The organism is Deltaproteobacteria bacterium (genome assembly GCA_016931625.1).
Lineage (GTDB): Bacteria > Myxococcota > XYA12-FULL-58-9 > XYA12-FULL-58-9 > JAFGEK01 > JAFGEK01.
This window is the reverse complement of record JAFGEK010000109.1, coordinates 14,874-33,175: the sequence shown is the minus strand read 5'-3', so window position 1 is coordinate 33,175 and position 18,302 is coordinate 14,874. Positions and strand designations below refer to the sequence as shown.

Genomic DNA, 18,302 nt, shown 5'->3' with positions numbered 1-18,302 from the left:
CTTGCAGTCGAAATGACATTCTTTGTTTCGCCCAGACTTTTTGAGAAGTTACGCCACACGAACTTAACTATCTGTAATAATTATTTATTTTTAAATTCTATAATTTGTCTATCGAATGCAAATGTTGAGGTGCTGCTATTTATCATTATCATAGACATAGTAACAGTAATATGTAACTATACATGTATGCTTCAAGTTAATGCTCTAAAAGTTAGAACTAAATTTGGGGAGATAATGAACAAGCTAAATCAAACAAACGAACCAATTTTGCTTAAACGTGGCGCAAAAATCGAAGCTGCTTTAGTGCCTATTGAACTGTTTCGCCAACGTTTCGTCGACATGATTAGTGAAGATGAGATACAAACTTTACGAGCACGCATACGAGCACGTCGAGTTAAGCCAAAGTCAAATGATAGCCTTCAAGTTCTGCGACGCCTTAGGGGCTATGATAAATGAAACCGGCTGTTATTGATGCATCGGTGGCAGTTAAGTGGTTTTTAGATGAACCTGGTTCAATTGCAGCTGAAGCTGTTTTAGAAAATTTACTTACTCGCAAAAGTGAATTTATTGTGCCCGAGTTGTTCTTTTTTGAAGTATTCTCTGTGTGTATGAGACAACATCCACAACCTTTAGATTTCGCCCAAAATGACATGCCCTTTCTGCTTGAATTGCCTTTGCTACGAATTGCCATGAATGGCTCTCTTGCCAAAGACGCTGCAAACATTTCTCTGCAGGGACTAACTGGCTATGATGCTTCATATGCAGCATTAGCCCTATCAGTTGATGGTGAGTGGCTTACCTTCGATAAGTATGCCGCTGCAAGCCTTGGATATCCGAATTGGGTTAATGTACTAAAATGAAGTGGATTTAAGGTTTACAACGAATATAAATCATAATTATAGCAGTTGCCTCTTGCAGATTACAGGCTGATTACAGGATTACAGGGATTACAGGGGACAGTGTTCTTTGAAGCACAATTCCGTCCCTGGGCACCATCTCTGAAATAAAATCAATCGCTTATAACCACCATGGTGCCGCAATCCAGGCTATAAATGCCAATCGATGTGGCGCATCCCAAGTTATTATAGCTTCGAATAAATTAAAGCGTCCGCAAGGCCATAGGGTAAATGGATCTGCAACCCATAACACAAATCTGGCGCTATTAAGCTCTAGTGTACCATTATTAAAATTACATGCCCATCGTGCTAATGCCTGCGGCTGCCAAGGCTTAACGCCATTTGCCGCTTTTAAGCTAGGAAAACTACGAGCAAACTTTTGTATCCGTGACATCAATATCCCTCTTTGATGATGTTTGAATTTGCAATTATTACTAGTTAATTGCTTGCCAATGCTTATGGCCGACGCTAGTTGGCGATATTCTTAATGTATTTTGCCAAAAGCACTTTTATTGCAGTGTACTTTTTTGGCAAATGTATTTTAATAAACGCTGATTAATACAAACAGGTAAATACAGAGCCATCGCTTCGCCTCTTGCATAGCGCCACGATTACTCACATTGGCCATAAGGGTGGCCTGCGAGTCCGAGGCAACCAACTGTTCGGCGAAGAACCGATGGTGAGCCAGTGAGAACCCACAGGCCATAAGACTGTAGATTGCCACCGCGTGCGCAGTTGCGCACACCACTGACTCACTATTTGGCCGAGTTCAACCTATTAAGGTTTGACTCGACGGTTCTTCGCCGAGTTCTTAAATACGATATTTTATAGTTGTATGGGAAGAGGTTTGTAGAAAAAAGTATAACCGTTAAAAGGTTCTTCTCATTGCTCCTCTAGATCTACAGTGATAGGTTACAGGCATTGCAAACTTAGGAGATGTTAGCCAACAATATGCAAAACCTGCATTTTTATAAAGAATGAACGATGCCAGACCATAACTATTTCGCTAATTTAATTTGGCAAATTGCAGATCTACTGCGCGGGCCATATCGACCACCGCAATACGAGCGCGTTATGTTGCCAATGACCGTTTTGCGCCGTTTTGATTGTGTGCTCGCGCCAACCAAAGCAAAAGTCATAAAAGATTTTGAACGTAGCAAAGGCAGCAAACTTATCGGCGACGCCCTTGACACTAAGCTAAATAAAGCTGCTGGCCAACGTTTTCATAATCATTCACCATTAGATTTCGCAAAACTTAAAGGCGACCCAGACAATATTAATAAACATCTGGTCAGCTACATTCAGGGCTTTTCTGCAAATGTGCAACGCATCTTTGAGTATTTTGAGTTTGAGAGCGAAATCGAAAAGATGCATGAAGCCAATATTTTATTTTTAGTGGTTAGCAAATTTGCTGATGTTGATTTGCATCCGGCCAATGTTGCTAACGAGCAAATGGGGCTAATTTTTGAAAATCTCATTCGCCGTTTTAACGAGCTAGCAAACGAAACCGCTGGTGATCACTTTACCCCGCGTGAAGTAATTCGTTTAATGGTAAATATTTTATTCATTAACGATGACAAACTACTGACAACCCCAGGCACTATACGAAAGTTGCTCGACCCTGCCTGTGGCACCGGCGGCATGCTTGCCGAATCCCAACGTTATTTGCGTGAGCATCATGCTGAGGCCAAGCTTTATGTCTATGGGCAAGACTATAATAAACGCGCTTTTGCCACGGCTGCATCTGATATGTTGATGAAAGAAGTAAGCCACAATGGTGGTGGTAATAACGTACGCTTTGGCGATAGTTTTATTGATGATCAATTTGATAATGAAACTTATGATTATTTTCTAACGAATCCACCGTTTGGTGTTGATTGGAAAAGACAGCAAAAAGAAATCGCTAACGAACATGACAAGCTAGGTTTCAGTGGCCGCTTTGGTGCTGGACTGCCACGCGTAAATGATGGGGCACTGCTTTTTTTACAGCATATGTGGAGCAAGCGCGAGGCCGTAAACCCTGCAGAGCAAAAACAAGGTTCACGTTTAGCCATAGTCTTTTCAGGGTCGCCAATGTTTACTGGTGGTGCGGGTTCGGGCGAGAGTGACATTCGCAAGTGGATTATAGAAAACGACTGGCTCGAAGCTATTATCGCACTACCTGAGTCGATGTTTTATAACACGGGTATCGGCACTTATATTTGGATAGTGACTAATCGTAAAGAAAAGCGCCGCCAAGGTAAAATACAACTACTTGATGCCCGCGATATTTGGACCGCGGGTGGCAGCGAAGACAGTAAGCGTAGTCTTGGCGATAAGCGCCGTCATATGACCGAAAAACAAATTAACGAAGTAGTGCGTCTTTACGGTGCTAATAAAAATGGGCCACGGTCAAAAATATTTGACAATAGCGATTTTGGCTATACGCGGGTAACTATTGAACGTCCATTAAGGCTGCGTTATCAAATGATTGCTGAGAACAAAGCGCAGTTCATATCCGCCTGCCCACATCTAAAAGATGATATAAAAGCTATTGATAAAAAGTTGGGACAAGAGCCACAACTCGACTGGTCGGTAACTTGGGAGAACATTCAAGAGTTACTCAAGCAGCGAAAAAGTAAGTGGAAGGCGAACGAGCAAAAACTTTTTCGCAATGTGTTCACCCAACGCGACCCTAAAGCCAAGCCAATAAACCTGGGTGGAAAAAGTGATGGCTTTGAGCCTGATAGTGAGCTGCGCGATTTTGAAAACGTACCACTTAAAGAAGATGTAGAAGCTTATTTTAAACATGAGGTACTACCCCATGTTGCTGACGCCTGGATGGACCACAGCAAAGATAAAGTTGGGTATGAGATAAATTTTAATCGCCACTTTTATGTGTTTACACCAGCGCGCCCTTTAAGTGAAATTGATGCCGACTTAAAGATAGCAGAAGAAGAAATTGTGCGTCTGCTGCACGAGGTGACAGCGTGAAGAAGGCGAAGAAAGAGCGAAAACCAAAACCAGAGTTACGCGAGGGCGAGCTAATTATTTATCGCACTTCTGATGACGTGATTAAAGTTGAAGTGCTGCATGAATCAGATACGTTTTGGCTCGATCAAAAGCGTATAGCTGAGCTTTTTGGGGTCGATTTACGTACAGTCAGTTATCATTTAAAAGAGATTTATGCTTCGGGGGAACTGACTCCAGAAGCAACTCTCCAAAAAAATTGGAGAGTTCAAACCGAAGGCACCCGCGAGGTACGCCGCGAGATTGAGTTCTACAATCTCGATGCCATTATTTCAGTAGGTTATCGGGTCAATAGCTTACAGGCGACACAATTTCGTATTTGGGCTACGCAGACTTTACGCGAGTTTGTCATTAAAGGGTTTGTGCTCGACGATGAACGCTTAAAGCTTAATAAGCGTTTTGGCAAAGACTACTTTGACGAACTTATCGAGCGCATTCGTGAGATCCGAGCTAGTGAGCGTCGTTTCTATCTTAAAATTACCGACATCTTCGAGCAATGTAGTATCGATTACGACAAAAATGCCGAGATCACTGAGACTTTCTTTAAAACGGTGCAAAACAAGCTGCATTGGGCGGTAACCGGCAAAACTGCTGCTGAAATTATTGCCGCGCGTGCTGATGCTAAAAAACCTTCAATGGGCCTTACTGCCTGGAAAAATGCGCCCAAAGGAAAAATTTTAAAAAACGATGTTAGCATCGCCAAGAATTATCTCATTGAACAAGAGATTAAAGAACTTGATCGTATCGTTTCAATGTATCTTGACTATGCTGAAAACCAAGCCGTAAGACAAATACCTATGCGTATGGGTGACTGGATAAAAAAGCTCGATGCTTTTTTACAGTTTAATGAATACGAAGTGCTCACTAACGCGGGCCGCATATCGTCTGCGGTGGCCAAGCAGCTCGCCGAAGAACAATACGATAGGTTTCGTGTTGAACAAGACCACGCTTTCGAAAGCGACTTCGAAAAAGAAGTGAAGCGAATTGAGGCGAAGAAACCTAAGGGGGGAATGAAGGATGATTAATGCAAATCTAAAACACATTGCAGATAAGCAATTGCAAGAGAATCCACCGGTAACAAAAAAATGTCATTCCCGCGCAAGCGGGAATCTAGGTTCTTTTTATTATAATGTTATGTGGTTTCTGGATGCCCTTTTTCAAGGGCATGACATTGCGTTGTTTATGTTAAAAAAAAAGATATGAATGATAGTGAGTTGTTAATAAGGGTAATGCACTAGGTGATGGCATGAAGAAGTCGAAGAAAGAGGTGTCACCACGTGAAGGTGAAATCGACCACAAAACAACCGTCAAGGAATACTTGACAGTTGGTGAAGTGGAGTATTGTCACAAAAAAAGGACAAAATGATACAGAATTTGTTCAAGAGGTTAACAATTTTGTATTCATATCGTATGTACTTCACACGGATATTAGCACTAGACATGTCATACTAAACGAGAAGGACACCGTGATATGACAGTTCGGATCCCCTTGAAATATCTCGCAACACTTAATGATGAAGCATTAGGCGAGGATACTGACGCGGATTTCGAGATTCAATACATCGACATCGGTAATGTTGATGCCTCTGGTCAAATACATGAAGTCGTAACCTATCGCTTCACGGATGCTCCAAGCAGGGCTCGACGACGGGTTAAAGATGGCGATGTAATAATCTCATGCGTTCGCACATATCTTCAGGCCATAGCCCCAATCGAGAATCCAACTGACAATTTGATCGTATCAACCGGTTTCGCTGTTGTTCGGCCTCGTCCAGGTGTGCTCCAGGCTGGTTTTTGCAAATATGCCTTAAGAGAGTCTAACTTTCTTGCTGAAGTTGAATGTCGCTCTGTTGGTGTTAGCTATCCAGCTATAAACACACACGACCTTGGCGATATCCCCTTGCCTGTGCCTTCTTATACTATTCAGTGTTTGGTTGAAAAATTTCTCGATCGAGAAATCACCCAAATCGACTCCCTCATCACCGCCAAACAACGCCTCCTCGATCTGCTTGCTGAAAAGCGCAAGGCGCTCATCGCCTTGGCGGTTACGCGTGGTATTGATCCAAAGGCGAAGCTACGCGATTCTGGTGTGCCGTGGTTGGGGGAGATTCCGGGGCATTGGATAATAACGCGGATGAAGTTTATAGCGCGTATTCAGACTGGTATAGCTTTAGGTAAGAATTTCGGACAACAAGCTCTTATCGAATTTCCATACTTACGGGTAGCCAACGTTCAAGACGGCTTTATTGACCTGTCTGATGTGAAAACAATGTTGGTGCCAATACACGATGCTTCTACAGCTATGCTGCGTAAAGGCGATGTACTCATGAATGAGGGGGGTGATGCTGACAAACTCGGGCGTGGTGCCGTATGGGATGGCTCAATTGATCCCTGTTTACATCAGAACCATGTGTTTGCAATTCGGCCAACTAATGTATCTTCAAAATGGCTTGCGACATGGACTGAAAGCAGTTTTGCAAAAGCATATTTTTTAACAATGGCGAAACAATCTACCAATCTTGCTTCGATTTCTGCAACAAACATTATGGAACTTCCCGTTTTCCTACCCCCCCTCACCGAGCAACGCGCCATCGTCTCCCACATCACCCGCGAAACCGCCAAACTTGATAAAGCGCGGGTTGCAACCGAACGCACTATTGCGTTACTTAAAGAGCGGCGGGCTGCGTTGATTAGTGCAGCAGTTACCGGGCAAATTGATGTGGGGGCAGCAGCATGACCAGGGTAACAATCAAACCAGAGCTTATTCGTTGGGCTTGCGAGCGCTCGCGCATACCTGAGTTAAGCCTTAAAGAACATTTTCCTAAACTTAGTGAGTGGATAAATGGCGAGAAGCAACCTACCATCAAGCAATTAGAAAAGTTTGCCAAGGTTACACATACACCATTTGGTTTTTTGTTTTATCCAGAACCGCCAGATGAGCCAATGCCTATTCCAGATTTTCGCAAGCTCAAAGATGCTGCGCAAGGGCGTCCTAGTCCTGATTTGCTTGATACCATCTATGCCATGCAATATCGCCAAGAATGGCTACGCGAAGAGCGCATTGAAGGCGAAGCAGATCCCTTAGATTTTGTTGGCAGTGCCCGTTTGCATGATAACCCCATTGCAATCGGTCAAGAAATGCGGCGCATTGTTGGTGTGAGTGAAGGATGGACCGGGCCTGTTCACACTTGGCAAGATGCCATCAATGAACTTCGTCGTCTTATGGAAAAAATGGGAGTTATTGCAGTAATCAATGGTGTAGTTGGCAATAATACTCATCGTAAATTGAGTGTAAACGAATTTCGCGGCTTTGCTCTTGCAGACAATTATGCTCCTTTAATCTTTGTAAATGGCGCAGATGCTAAATCAGCACAAATGTTTACTTTAGCCCATGAATTAGCACACCTTTGGCTTGGTTCTATAGGAGATGGTATTTCGGGCTTCGCTGATATTTTTCCTGAAGCTACAAAAGTCGAAAAATTTTGTGATCAAGCCGCTTCAGAATTTTTAGTGCCTGAAAAAGAACTACGTGCAGCTTGGCGAGAAGCAAAAAATGTATCAGCACCTTTTAAGACTTTAGCACGGCAATTTAAAGTTAGCCCTATAGTTATTGGCCGGCGAGCCATGGATTTACGTCTTGTCGGCAAAGAGACATTCTTTAGTTATTACAATGAATATAAACAACACGAACACTCATTAGCAAAAAAGTCCAGTGGTGGTGGTGATTTTTATCATAATCAAAACTCGCGCATTGGTGCTAACTTTGCAACTCTTGTTATTCGAGCCGCCAAAGAAGGGCGATTAACTTTTAAAGAAGCATATCATCTTACTGGTCTTCATGGTGGTGCCTTTCAAGAGTATGCACGCCGTTTAGGGGTGTATTTACCATGAACACGCCTACAATTTTTCTATTAGACTCTGACGTGTTCATCGCTGCCAAAAATACTTATTACGCATTCGCCATTTGCCCTGGCTTTTGGAAGGGGCTAATACGCGCGCACACAGATAAACGAATTCATAGCATTGACAAAATTAAGGCCGAACTACTTGCAGGAAGAAAAGATGAAGATTTAGTGCAATGGGTGCATAACGACGTTCCCTCGTCGTTTTTTTATGAGACTAATTCTAAAGAAATAAACGACGCATATACTGAAATTTCGCTTTGGGTACAACGCAGTCAGCAATATCTAGATCGTGCGAAAGCCAAATTTGCTACCGAGGCTGATGGTTGGCTGGTAGCGTATTCAATGGTCAACAAAACAGCTATTGTTACCAACGAACAACCACAACCTCAATCGCGAAGTCGAGTGCTGCTACCCGATGTTTGCGAATATTTTAAAGTACCTTATCAAGATACTTTTTATATGCTGCATAAGCTAGCACTTCGTTTCGATTTAGCAGGTGAATGATGAGCAATCCCTACCAGCGAAGCTGCCTTTGAAACCGTCATCGAGCAGCATTTGCTTGCTCATGGTTATATAAATATCGCTCACGATGGTTTCGACCGCGAGCATGCTATCTTCCCGACCGTCGTGCTTGATTTCATCCGCACTACTCAACCCAAAGATTGGCAAAAACTTGAAGCTCTACATGGCGCCAAAACGGGTGAGCAAATAATTTGCGACTTGTGCAAATGGATGGAAACTTACGGCTCACTTGCAACCCTACGCCATGGTTTTAAATGCTATGGGCGCAAGTTACATGTTGCCTATTTTAAAGCAGCGCATGAGTTAAATCCTGAGCTAAAAGAGAGTTACAGTAAAAACCTACTTGGCATTACTAGGCAGCAACATTTTTCAACAAAATCAGAAAAATCACTGGACGTAACCCTCAGTATAAATGGCATTCCTATAGCCACACTTGAATTAAAAAATCCGCTGACTGGGCAAACCGTTGTTGATGCAGAGCGCCAGTATCGACAAGATCGAGATCCACGCGAGGTTATTTTTACCTTCAAACGTCGCACGCTTGTTCATTTTGCCGTCGATACAGAATCTGTGCTCATGACCACGCGTCTTGCAGGCATTGCCACTCATTTTTTGCCTTTTAATAAGGGCATAGATGGCGGTGCGGGTAACCCACCTGACCCTACAGGGCGCACTTATCGCACTGCCTATCTATGGGAGCATACACTACAACGCGATAGCCTATTAGATTTGCTTGCCCGTTTTATTCATTTGCAAAAAGTTGAAAAACGCGATGACCAAGGGCGCAAGGTCGTTATTGAGTCAATGATTTTTCCTCGCTATCATCAGCTTGAAGCAGTGCGCTCATTAATAGATGCGGCGCGAGTTCAAGGTGTTGGTAATAACTACTTAATTGAGCATTCTGCAGGTAGTGGCAAAAGCAACACCATTGGTTGGCTTACCCATCGCTTAGCTTCACTACATGACGCTAATAATAATCGCATATTTGATAGTGTAATTGTAATCACCGACCGGCTGGTGCTTGATCAACAACTGCAAGACACTATCTACCAATTTGAACACAAACAAGGCGTAGTACAACGCATTGATGAGCATTCGCGCCAATTGGCCCAAGCTTTAGAAAATGCGGTTCCGATTATTATTACCACTTTGCAGAAGTTTCCTTTTGTTTCACGCCAACTTATAAAATTGGCCGAGGAAAGTGGCCAACAGGCTACTGGTATTTTAAAAACACGACGCTGCGCAGTTATTATCGATGAAGCACATAGCTCTCAGGGTGGTGAGACCGCCACTAAACTAAAAGAGGTATTAGGTGGAGATCAGCTTAGAGAAGCAGCTAAACAACAAGCAATAGAAGAAGAGGTAGAAAACTTAGAAAAGCTATTTATTAGCATGGCTAAAAGAGGCAAGCAGGCAAACCTTAGTTTTTTTGCTTTTACCGCAACGCCCAAGCATAAAACCCTAGCTGTTTTTGGTAAAGATGGTGAACCGTTTCATCGCTACACCATGCGTCAGGCTATTGAAGAGGGTTTTATTCTTGATGTGCTCAAAAACTATACGACCTATGCCACCTATTTTAAGTTGCTTAAGACTTGCAACGATGATCCCAACGTCGAAAGAAAAAAAGCAGCGCAAGCATTAGCTCGATTTTTACGCCTGCATCCGCATAATATTGCCCAAAAAACCGAGGTAATGGTCGAACACTTTAACACCGTAACTCGTCATAAGATAGGTGGTCGCGCCAAGGCCATGGTAGTTACTGGGTCGCGACTTGAGGCGGTGCGCTATAAGCAGAGCTTTGATAAATATATTAAAGAGAAGAAATATCCCATTAAAACATTAGTGGCTTTCTCAGGTATTGTAAAAGACGATAAACTTAACGATGTCACCTATACCGAAGTAGAAATGAACAACGGTACCCGTGAAAAAGAACTCCCTGAGGTGTTCGCCACGCCAGAATACCAGGTGCTGCTTGTGGCCGAAAAGTATCAAACTGGGTTTGATCAACATTTGTTGCATTCAATGTATGTCGATAAAAGGTTAGCTGGGCTGCAAGCAGTGCAAACGCTTTCTCGCCTTAACCGCACTCATCCTTTAAAAGAAGATACCTTTGTGCTTGATTTTGTTAATGACCGTGAAGAAATTCGCGAAGCCTTTAAAGTTTATTATGAAGGTGCACAAATAGGTGAAGAGGTTGAGCCCACCCATCTATACACCCTCAAAAGTGAACTTGATGCAATTGGTCTTTATTTAAACGAAGAAGTTGAACGATTTTGTGCAATTTATTTTAAACCTAAGCAAAAACAAAGTGCCACTGATCATCAAGATATAAACGCTGTACTTGACCCTGCTGTCCGCCGTTTTGAAACAAAACGCACCGAAAACGAGGATGAAGCTGAATTATGGCGCAGCAAGTTACAAGCGTTTCTTAATCTTTATAGTTTCTTAAGCCAAGTAATCCCTTATCAAGATTCTGATCTTGAGCGTCTTTATATATTCATTAGACATTTAATGACTAAGCTGCCACGTCGTGCTAATGGCCAAGCGTATCATTTTGGTGATGAAGTGAAGCTTGAATACTATCGCCTACAAAAAATCAGTGAGGGGTCAATATCATTAAAAGAGGGAGAGGGAAGACCTCTTGATGGTCCCAATGAAGTAGGAACTGGCAAATTACACGATCAACCAGTACCGTTATCACAATTAATTGACTTAGTTAACGAACGTTTCGGCACGGATTTCACTAGAGCTGATCAGCTATTCTTCGATCAAATAGTCGAAGAAGCAATTACTGATGAGGGATTGCAGCAGGCCGCAGTTGTTAACCCTGGTGATAAATTCGAGTTACTGTTTAAGAATGTATTAGAGAAATTGTTTGTTGATCGCATAGACCAAAATGAAGAAATTTTCATTAGGTTTATGAATGATGACGCATTTCAAAAAGTCGTAACCAACTGGATGGCCGAAGAAGCATATCGGCGTCTTAGATCAATACCTACATCTCTCTCTAATACTAACGAGAATAGGCGACCCAAACTTCAAATTATTAAACCAAGTTTAAATGAACGTTATGAAACATGTGTACCTTTAATAACTCTAAAGGCTGCTGCGGGTGCTTTTAGTGAGGCACAACAAATCGATGAACTCGAAAAAACCTGGGTTGCAATTGATATCAAACAAAAATTACGTCCTGGTATGTTTGTAGCTCAAGTTATTGGCAAGTCAATGGAGCCTCGCATCCCCAATGGTTCTTGGTGTTTATTTGCTGGGCCAGTTGTCGGTTCAAGACAAGGAAAAATTGTACTTGTTCAACATCGTGATATTCATGACCCTGATACTGACGCACGATTTACTGTTAAACGATATGAAAGTGAAAAAATTACTGATGATACTGGCGCTTGGCAGCATAGTCTCATCAAACTCTTACCAATCAATTTGGCATATCATCCAATAGTACTTGAGAATATTAATGAAGGTGAACTGTCAGTTATCGCCGAGCTTGTTGAGGTTTTCAGTACCGAAATAGAAACAAATCGAGAGCCTGGAATTATTACATAAAAAATCTATTTTATCCCTCCCTTGGCCATTGTAACCATAAGGCATTCTCTACAGCCTGAATTATGCTTTCAATTGGCTCACAATTTCGCTCGCATAAACTTGCATGAAGGTCCACCGTGCCATCAAGCCTTTCTAATACCCGCATAATTTCAGAAACCTCTTTTTTTGAGTGCCTTGATGGTGAACGTGATCCAGCCACCCTACTAACTGTAAATGCCGTATGCGATCCGTCTGGAGAGGATACAAATGATCAGACTATACGCCTTTCATTATGGAAATATTAAATCAAAGATCTACTTCAAAAGCCTATCGATCGGGTAAAAAAATAAAAATATTTGTCAGAATCCCACTTTATGTTACGCCACCATGATTTATAGTTACGATTAGATATTAAGAGTACTTTAGGATATAATACCGCTTAACAGATCACCTATCCGCTCGTCTGTAGATTTGTAGGCGGCTATTTACAACTGACCCATCGAGTGATTTCATGGTTTAAAAAAATGCAGCCGCGTACAGCTACGCTGATAATCATGAAAACAACGGGCGTAATAACCAGAATAATCCTCAAGAAAATCACGATCGATATAATCATTTTCAACTATAATCGTTTTGGCGCCGATATGATCAAAGTAGTGTGTTTTGCTCGATGGTGGATGACAAGCATTGTTAGTAAATATCACATGAGGAAGACGTTCAACCGGTGTGTATTTCATAAGTTCATTAAGCAGCCAAATTATTTCTTGCATAAGCTGATCAACAAAAATTTCTGCATCAATACGTAACGGTTTTTTTTTCGAGCTAAGCGCACAGTAGGTATAAAAACCGACATGAACCGCAAATCCCTTCATGCGTGTAAAAGTAGTCAAATCAATGCAGTTGTGTCATATTATGTGTAGGTTCTACACAATGGGAGTATTTAATGACAACGAATCTAGCTTTAGATGATAATCTGCTTAACCAGGCTATGAAAATTGGTCATTTTCGCACAAAGCGTGAGACTGTTACTATTGCTCTGAAAGAATTCATTGAAAGACGCCGTCAAAAAAGGATTCTCGCTATTCAAGGCAAAATAGATTTTAGAGATGATTGGGATTACAAGGCTGACCGGAGTGATAAGTGAACCTTCTCGTTGATACATCAGTATGGTCTCGTTTTCTTAGACGTCGTAAAACCGATGCAAATGACCCTTATATAATACGTTTTCGTTATCATATTGAAAATCAGGATTGCATTCATTTAATTGGATCAATTTTACAGGAATTGCTCGATGGTGTGAAGGAACAGAAGCATTTCGATCTTTTGCGTGAATATTTGGCTCCATTTCCACTTATTGATCTTGTACGCAAAGATTTCATCGAAGCATCGCAATTACGAAATCGCTGTAGACACAAAGGAGTCCAAGCAAGTCCAACGGATTTTCTTATCTGTGCAGCATGCATGCGTAGAAATTACCCTCTTTTAACAGCCGATAAAGACTTCAAATACATTTCGTTACATTGCGAACTTGATTTGATTTCACTTGAACAATGCTAACCTATAATTGATACAAAACCCCCATCTAAAGTGCCATTCGTGTTAAAAAGTTCTGAAGCACAGGCGTTTAGAGTCACAAAACCCAGAATTAGCTACCATAATTGGATAATTCTTTAGCTCGCAAGCGATCTGCATCGGCCTCTTGTTGTTTACCTAGAGCGTCAGCTTCTTGAGCACGCATATTATATAAACGCGCTGCAAGTGAATGTAACCATACAGGTATACCAGTTGATGGATAATTTGGGCAGCATGTTGATTTTTTAAATATTAATAAAAAGGGTGGTTCATGCGCAATCAATAGCGAGCCTATTATAAACCCGTCTAAATCTTCATTGGTAGTTGTAATTCTGCTTCAGTCCACCAAGGTTGAGTTAGCTCGCTTAAGGTAACTAGAATCTGCTAATGCCAAGCCAGGGTTGCCAGACGCCCCACTCTGAGTTGGAATTAATAGCAATAAACAAACTAACCAAACTACAAAAAGTGATTTCATCCAAATGCCAAAATTGTTTTTAAAAATATATCTAATTGCCGCAATTTTTATCATACTTACAAATTAGCAAAAAATCGAGAATTAATCGCTTCGACAACAGCTAAACAAGCGGTGAATGTCAGCATAAACTATACCATTGATATCCATCGCAAGTTAAAATTATATAGACAGTTTAAATATGAATGCGATAAATTCCTGCTCTCTGATGAGTTTATAACCAAGTAAAGATTGGGGGGCAACCTAATGGTGCTGCAACCTTGGAGATTCTCGTTGCATTCGCGCAGAATGCAGATATGGACGCGGCTAGAATATTATCGTGTACTAAGAAAGGGACCGTTGCTTGATGGTAACAAAGCGGCCAGAGATCTACGGTTCTGGTTTGGTAATGATTACTTCGAGATTCAATGTCTTCGTAGTATTTGCCAAGAGCTCGGAGTTATGGTGTTTAACCACACGCGGCGTGGCCATTGGCTTTCTAAAGATGAGCTTCAAAAAATTACTGCTGCAGCGTTAGAAAGCGGTCGTCTGGTTGCGTTGTACGAGGTAGAGAAAACGTTCTTTTACTTAAAAGAAAAAGTTGAACCGATTATACCAAAGCAAACTTCACTCAATGAGTGGATCGAGCTGCAAGTAGTGTGGGACGACAGCGGTGAGCCGGTGTGTGGTCTGCCGGTTGTGGTGCAACCATCTCGTTCTTCTAATGTCATACGTCAAACCGATAATGATGGACGAATTCGTCTTGATACTGTTCCAGTAGGTGCGGCTGAGGTGCGTTGTAGTTTTGATGATACTAGTCGCGATGAATGCGTTAGTTTTATTGGGATGGGGTCGGTGTTACGCCCCGACGAGGAGAAGCAGCAAGCGCCAACGCGAAAAGATGTGCGACCAAAGGCGATAGTTGCTGCTGCCAAGCATAAAGTTAGCACGGGTGAAACGCTTGAATTATTAGCTCGTGGCGTCAACCTTACCTGGCAGAAGCTGGCGAAGTTTAATTTTAATACCGAAGAGCCAAAAAAGATTAATCAACATTTTAAAAATGATATCGGTTGTCGGCGTAAAACTAGTGACAGTCAAAACTATATCTTCGATGACTCTGATAAACCCGGTATTATGATTCTTCCTAAAAAATGGACGCAAAAGATTGCAACTTCGCAATGTCATGTGATTCGCGTAATGCCAATAACGCGACCAACAATACCATTTCTGTTTTCTGTATGATGACAATAAAGGCATGTTATTTTTACATCTATTATATGCGAGTAACCTGTGGTTTGTTGATTGATATACATTAAGTATATGGGAATACAATGGATATTGATAATCCGATAGTAAAAGAAAAAGACTGCGATATTCTTGCGCAAAGTAATGAGACCGGCAGCGGCGGTTTTTTTCCGGTTGGTGCCAATAATATGTGGCATGGCGGTGCTCACCTTCACGCACAAAAACCAGTGGTAGCGATACGCGACGGAATTCTTGTAGCTTATCGTATCGATAAAGAACCAGCGGTAGTTACTCTTGATGGCAAGAAATTAGAATACTCATCAAGCTTTGTTTTGCTGCGCCATGAGACCGCTACGCCTCTAGGGCAAAAAATCGAATTTTGGTCATTATACATGCATTTATTGCCTTATACTGGATATCGCGATGACCCAACTATCGAAACTCCGATTTTTTTACGTGCCAAACGTCCCGAAAAAGTTAAAACCAATCGTGATGGTAAGGGTCTGCATTTAGCCGGTGATGCCAGTGCTGCCTTTAGTGTTGGTATTGTACCGATGCATGGCAAAATCTCTCTTACCGATCAAGTTGCACCAACAGGCCACTGGGCAAAAGGTTTATCTTCGGTTTTCAAGGTTAAATGGCAAAATCTTGAAGGGTGGCTCAAGATTGACAAACGGACTATACCCGATAGTGCCTGCACGCGATTTTTATCGACTGCGATTGTCAAAGTGATGGCGGCTGATGATCCTGCAAAGATAGCAGGCGAAATTTCACCAAATAAATTTTTTGAGGTTGGCACCCAAAAACCAACTGCGGTTGCTTGGCAGAAATATTCTAAACGTCACCGAGTAAAACAAGTTACCTTTGGGGCGATTCAAGGGTTTGCGTTGCTTGATGGTGTGGCGTTGCCTAGCGAATGGCGTATCAATGTATCAGTGGATGATCCCGGCGCAGCTAAGTTAGGGGTTGCTATTCACCAAGAGGCTAATGCTAGTTCACCGGTCATTGGCATTATTGCAAAAGGCACAGCAGTTCGTTTTAAAGATCCGCTTGCGGTTCGCTTTAAAGCGACTACGACCTATCATGAGATTTTAGATGGTGGTTTTATTCCAGTCGATAAAACTATACTCGAGGATGATTGGTCGATCGGACAGCCCGACGCATTTGATGCGGTGGTTAAACCTAAAAAACCTGTGCATATCTCACGTGGTGATGTTATCGGTTGGGCTGGTCCGTATTTGCGTGAGCCTAAGACTAGTAATCCCACTGTGGGAGTAGATAATCTTATCCACTTCGAGGTATTCGCCGATAACGTTAGTTTTTTTACCAATACTAATAATGAGCAATGGTTCTGTGATATCCTCTATCGATTGGCAGCCGCAAGCAAACTTAAACAATGTGAGCCGCTGCCAGCCGCACAAAATCCTACCATAGCGGTGGCCTTAGGGGTTGGTGCGATGGTGCGATTATCAGAATGCTACCCACACTCAAATCACGCTAAGGCTTTTCGTCATGAGGTTCATGGTTGGAAGCGTACCAGTGAACTTGGGCATTTTCGTACCACCGGTTATAATGTACTAAAGCCAGTTGCGCCTACCTATACCAATTATCCTACCTGTTGGTGCGCTGAAACAAATCTCACGGCAGTAGCCCTTGGAGCGTCGCCAGGCGATTATTTAATTTATGAATCAAAAACCTCGGTGCCTGAGACTTTTAAATTAGTTCGTTACAAAAAGCCCGGAGCTGGCAGACCAAAAACGATTGATGGTTGGGCCCGCGAGCATTACCTTGGTGATTATTACCCCCAAGCCTATCGACCAAGTGAAGCTGTACATTGTGCTCTTGCAGCCAAGCCAGCGTCATTAAATGCCGCGCTTAATTCGCCAACCGCCAGCCGTATCGTGCTTGCTGCCAATACTTGGGTGCGCAGTGATAGCGAAGACGCGGTAACCCAGACTTTTCATAAAGTCACCTTTGGCGCCCTCACCGTAAATGCTCTGCATGAATTTAAAATTCCGGTATTAAGTGATTGCAGGTATGATCGTGCTGGTCATCTTTGGGGTGAAACCACCACTCCTGCGGGCAAGGGTTGGGTGGATATTACTTTAGATACCATCAGTCGTAAGTTTGCTCATGCGGGCCTCTCAGCGATTTCGTTTTACGATTGGGCTAAGTGGAAGAAGTTTGAAGAAGCAGCAAGTACTAAAGCAGGTGAAGAATTTTTTAGTCAAGATGGTTTTTGTGACATTGCACCGCTAATAGAAAGCGTTGAAAAGGATACGAGCGGTAAAGCACGCGCTGGCAGTAAGGCGGATAAGGCGCTTAGCGATTCTGAAATGAAGACGGCGCTAAGTGATGCAAATTTTCGTGATCAAATGCGGGCGGCTGCATGTTTGCATCCAAGTGAATGGGATGCCACCGATATGAAAAAATGGGAGCGTCTTAAAAAGCCACCCTGGAATATGCCAAGCGCTGAATTTGCTAATCACAAAGCACTAATTCAAAAGCTGCAACTTTTTAAAGATGCATTTGCCGGGACAACCCCAGCCCCAGCGTCAGCAACAGTTTGGCATTTACATCCTCTTGGTTTTATTAAGCAGTTGCGTGGGATGAAAGGGGTAACAGTTGATCAGATCAAACGCATTATGCCTCATGCAAAGTTAGCAAACATAAACAAATTTATTGGGCATCTTAATGCGGCAATGGAACGCTATCAGATCAATACACCTTTGCAACAAGCACACTTTTTAGCGCAACTAGCTCACGAAAGCGAACAACTTAAAGCCACCGAAGAGCATGCCAGTGGTGATGATTATGAGTGGCGATTTAACTTGCACAATATTCGACCTGGTGACGGGCGTAAGTTTAAAGGGCGGGGACTCATTCAGTTAACCGGACGTCTCAATTATTCTATATATGGTGCATATATTGGCGTTGATCTTACCACAAACCCCGCGCAGTTAGCGACAGATCCTATGTTGGCTTGTGATGTCTCGGCGTGGTTTTGGCGTCGAGGCCCAAATGGCGATCTTGGTCGACTTGCAACCAAAGCCGATGCGCCTACGGTGACACTAATAACTAAGAGAATTAATGGTGGCTACAATGGATTAAAACAGCGAAAAGAATTTTTCTTTAATGCAGTACGAGTACTTATCGACTAGGAAA

Annotated in this window: 17 protein-coding genes; 14 read left to right on the top strand and 3 right to left on the bottom strand. The window is 42.5% G+C overall.

Annotated features, from left to right (window positions below; genetic code table 11):
• Nucleotides 1-234 precede the first annotated feature (234 nt).
• Both JW841_09940 and JW841_09935 read left to right on the top strand, forming a co-directional pair.
• A complete protein-coding gene (locus JW841_09940; GenBank protein ID MBN1961258.1) occupies nt 235-456 on the top strand; it encodes a hypothetical protein in 222 nt (73 codons plus the stop codon).
• Nucleotides 453-860 carry a type II toxin-antitoxin system VapC family toxin gene (locus tag JW841_09935; GenBank protein ID MBN1961257.1) on the top strand — a complete coding sequence of 136 codons (408 nt, stop codon included), beginning with the start codon at nt 453-455 and terminating at the stop codon, nt 858-860. The genes JW841_09940 and JW841_09935 overlap by 4 nt, the downstream gene beginning before the upstream one ends.
• A 157-nt stretch (nt 861-1,017) precedes the next feature.
• Here the strand turns inward: JW841_09935 and JW841_09930 are convergent, their stop codons facing one another.
• Complete coding sequence (locus tag JW841_09930) at nt 1,018-1,290, bottom strand: hypothetical protein (GenBank protein ID MBN1961256.1); 273 nt, start codon at nt 1,288-1,290, stop codon at nt 1,018-1,020.
• A 590-nt stretch (nt 1,291-1,880) separates the two neighbouring features.
• On the opposite strand from JW841_09930, the gene JW841_09925 reads away from it, so the two are divergent.
• From JW841_09925 to JW841_09890, 8 genes are all read left to right on the top strand, one after another.
• Entirely contained in the window at nt 1,881-3,869 is a 1,989-nt protein-coding gene (locus JW841_09925; GenBank protein MBN1961255.1) for an SAM-dependent DNA methyltransferase, read from the top strand.
• On the top strand, nt 3,866-4,930 hold the full coding sequence (locus JW841_09920) for a virulence RhuM family protein (protein ID MBN1961254.1): 1,065 nt from the start codon (nt 3,866-3,868) through the stop codon (nt 4,928-4,930). Before JW841_09925 ends, JW841_09920 begins: the two co-directional genes overlap by 4 nt.
• Nucleotides 4,923-5,108 carry a hypothetical protein gene (locus JW841_09915; protein MBN1961253.1) on the top strand — a complete coding sequence of 62 codons (186 nt, stop codon included), beginning with the start codon at nt 4,923-4,925 and terminating at the stop codon, nt 5,106-5,108. Before JW841_09920 ends, JW841_09915 begins: the two co-directional genes overlap by 8 nt.
• 268 nt (nt 5,109-5,376) lie before the next feature.
• A complete protein-coding gene (locus JW841_09910; GenBank protein ID MBN1961252.1) occupies nt 5,377-6,642 on the top strand; it encodes a hypothetical protein in 1,266 nt (421 codons plus the stop codon).
• Nucleotides 6,639-7,796 (top strand): ImmA/IrrE family metallo-endopeptidase, encoded by a 1,158-nt coding sequence (locus JW841_09905; GenBank protein ID MBN1961251.1) that lies wholly within the window; start codon nt 6,639-6,641, stop codon nt 7,794-7,796. Before JW841_09910 ends, JW841_09905 begins: the two co-directional genes overlap by 4 nt.
• The gene (locus JW841_09900) at nt 7,793-8,314 is read left to right on the top strand and encodes a DUF4411 family protein (GenBank protein ID MBN1961250.1); all 522 of its coding nucleotides are present in this window, start codon (nt 7,793-7,795) and stop codon (nt 8,312-8,314) included. The genes JW841_09905 and JW841_09900 overlap by 4 nt, the downstream gene beginning before the upstream one ends.
• Before the next feature lie 6 nt (nt 8,315-8,320).
• Nucleotides 8,321-11,890, top strand: coding sequence for a DEAD/DEAH box helicase family protein (locus tag JW841_09895; protein ID MBN1961249.1), 3,570 nt, complete (start codon nt 8,321-8,323; stop codon nt 11,888-11,890).
• Between the two features lie 116 nt (nt 11,891-12,006).
• On the top strand, nt 12,007-12,174 hold the full coding sequence (locus JW841_09890; GenBank protein ID MBN1961248.1) for a hypothetical protein: 168 nt from the start codon (nt 12,007-12,009) through the stop codon (nt 12,172-12,174).
• Nucleotides 12,175-12,378: 204 nt separating this feature from the next.
• Here JW841_09890 and JW841_09885 read toward each other — a convergent pair whose 3' ends face one another.
• Nucleotides 12,379-12,759: a hypothetical protein gene (locus tag JW841_09885; protein MBN1961247.1), complete on the bottom strand. Its 381-nt coding sequence runs from the start codon at nt 12,757-12,759 to the stop codon at nt 12,379-12,381.
• Between the two features lie 53 nt (nt 12,760-12,812).
• On the opposite strand from JW841_09885, the gene JW841_09880 reads away from it, so the two are divergent.
• The gene (locus tag JW841_09880) at nt 12,813-13,013 is read left to right on the top strand and encodes a type II toxin-antitoxin system VapB family antitoxin (protein MBN1961246.1); all 201 of its coding nucleotides are present in this window, start codon (nt 12,813-12,815) and stop codon (nt 13,011-13,013) included.
• The gene (locus tag JW841_09875; GenBank protein ID MBN1961245.1) at nt 13,010-13,426 is read left to right on the top strand and encodes a PIN domain-containing protein; all 417 of its coding nucleotides are present in this window, start codon (nt 13,010-13,012) and stop codon (nt 13,424-13,426) included. The genes JW841_09880 and JW841_09875 overlap by 4 nt, the downstream gene beginning before the upstream one ends.
• Before the next feature lie 88 nt (nt 13,427-13,514).
• On the opposite strand, the gene JW841_09870 is transcribed toward JW841_09875, so the two are convergent.
• Complete coding sequence (locus JW841_09870; protein MBN1961244.1) at nt 13,515-13,724, bottom strand: hypothetical protein; 210 nt, start codon at nt 13,722-13,724, stop codon at nt 13,515-13,517.
• A gap of 462 nt (nt 13,725-14,186) precedes the next feature.
• On the opposite strand from JW841_09870, the gene JW841_09865 reads away from it, so the two are divergent.
• Both JW841_09865 and JW841_09860 read left to right on the top strand, forming a co-directional pair.
• A complete protein-coding gene (locus JW841_09865; protein MBN1961243.1) occupies nt 14,187-15,134 on the top strand; it encodes a hypothetical protein in 948 nt (315 codons plus the stop codon).
• 89 nt (nt 15,135-15,223) lie between these two features.
• Nucleotides 15,224-18,298 (top strand): hypothetical protein, encoded by a 3,075-nt coding sequence (locus JW841_09860; protein MBN1961242.1) that lies wholly within the window; start codon nt 15,224-15,226, stop codon nt 18,296-18,298.
• The last annotated feature ends 4 nt before the right edge of the window (nt 18,299-18,302 follow it).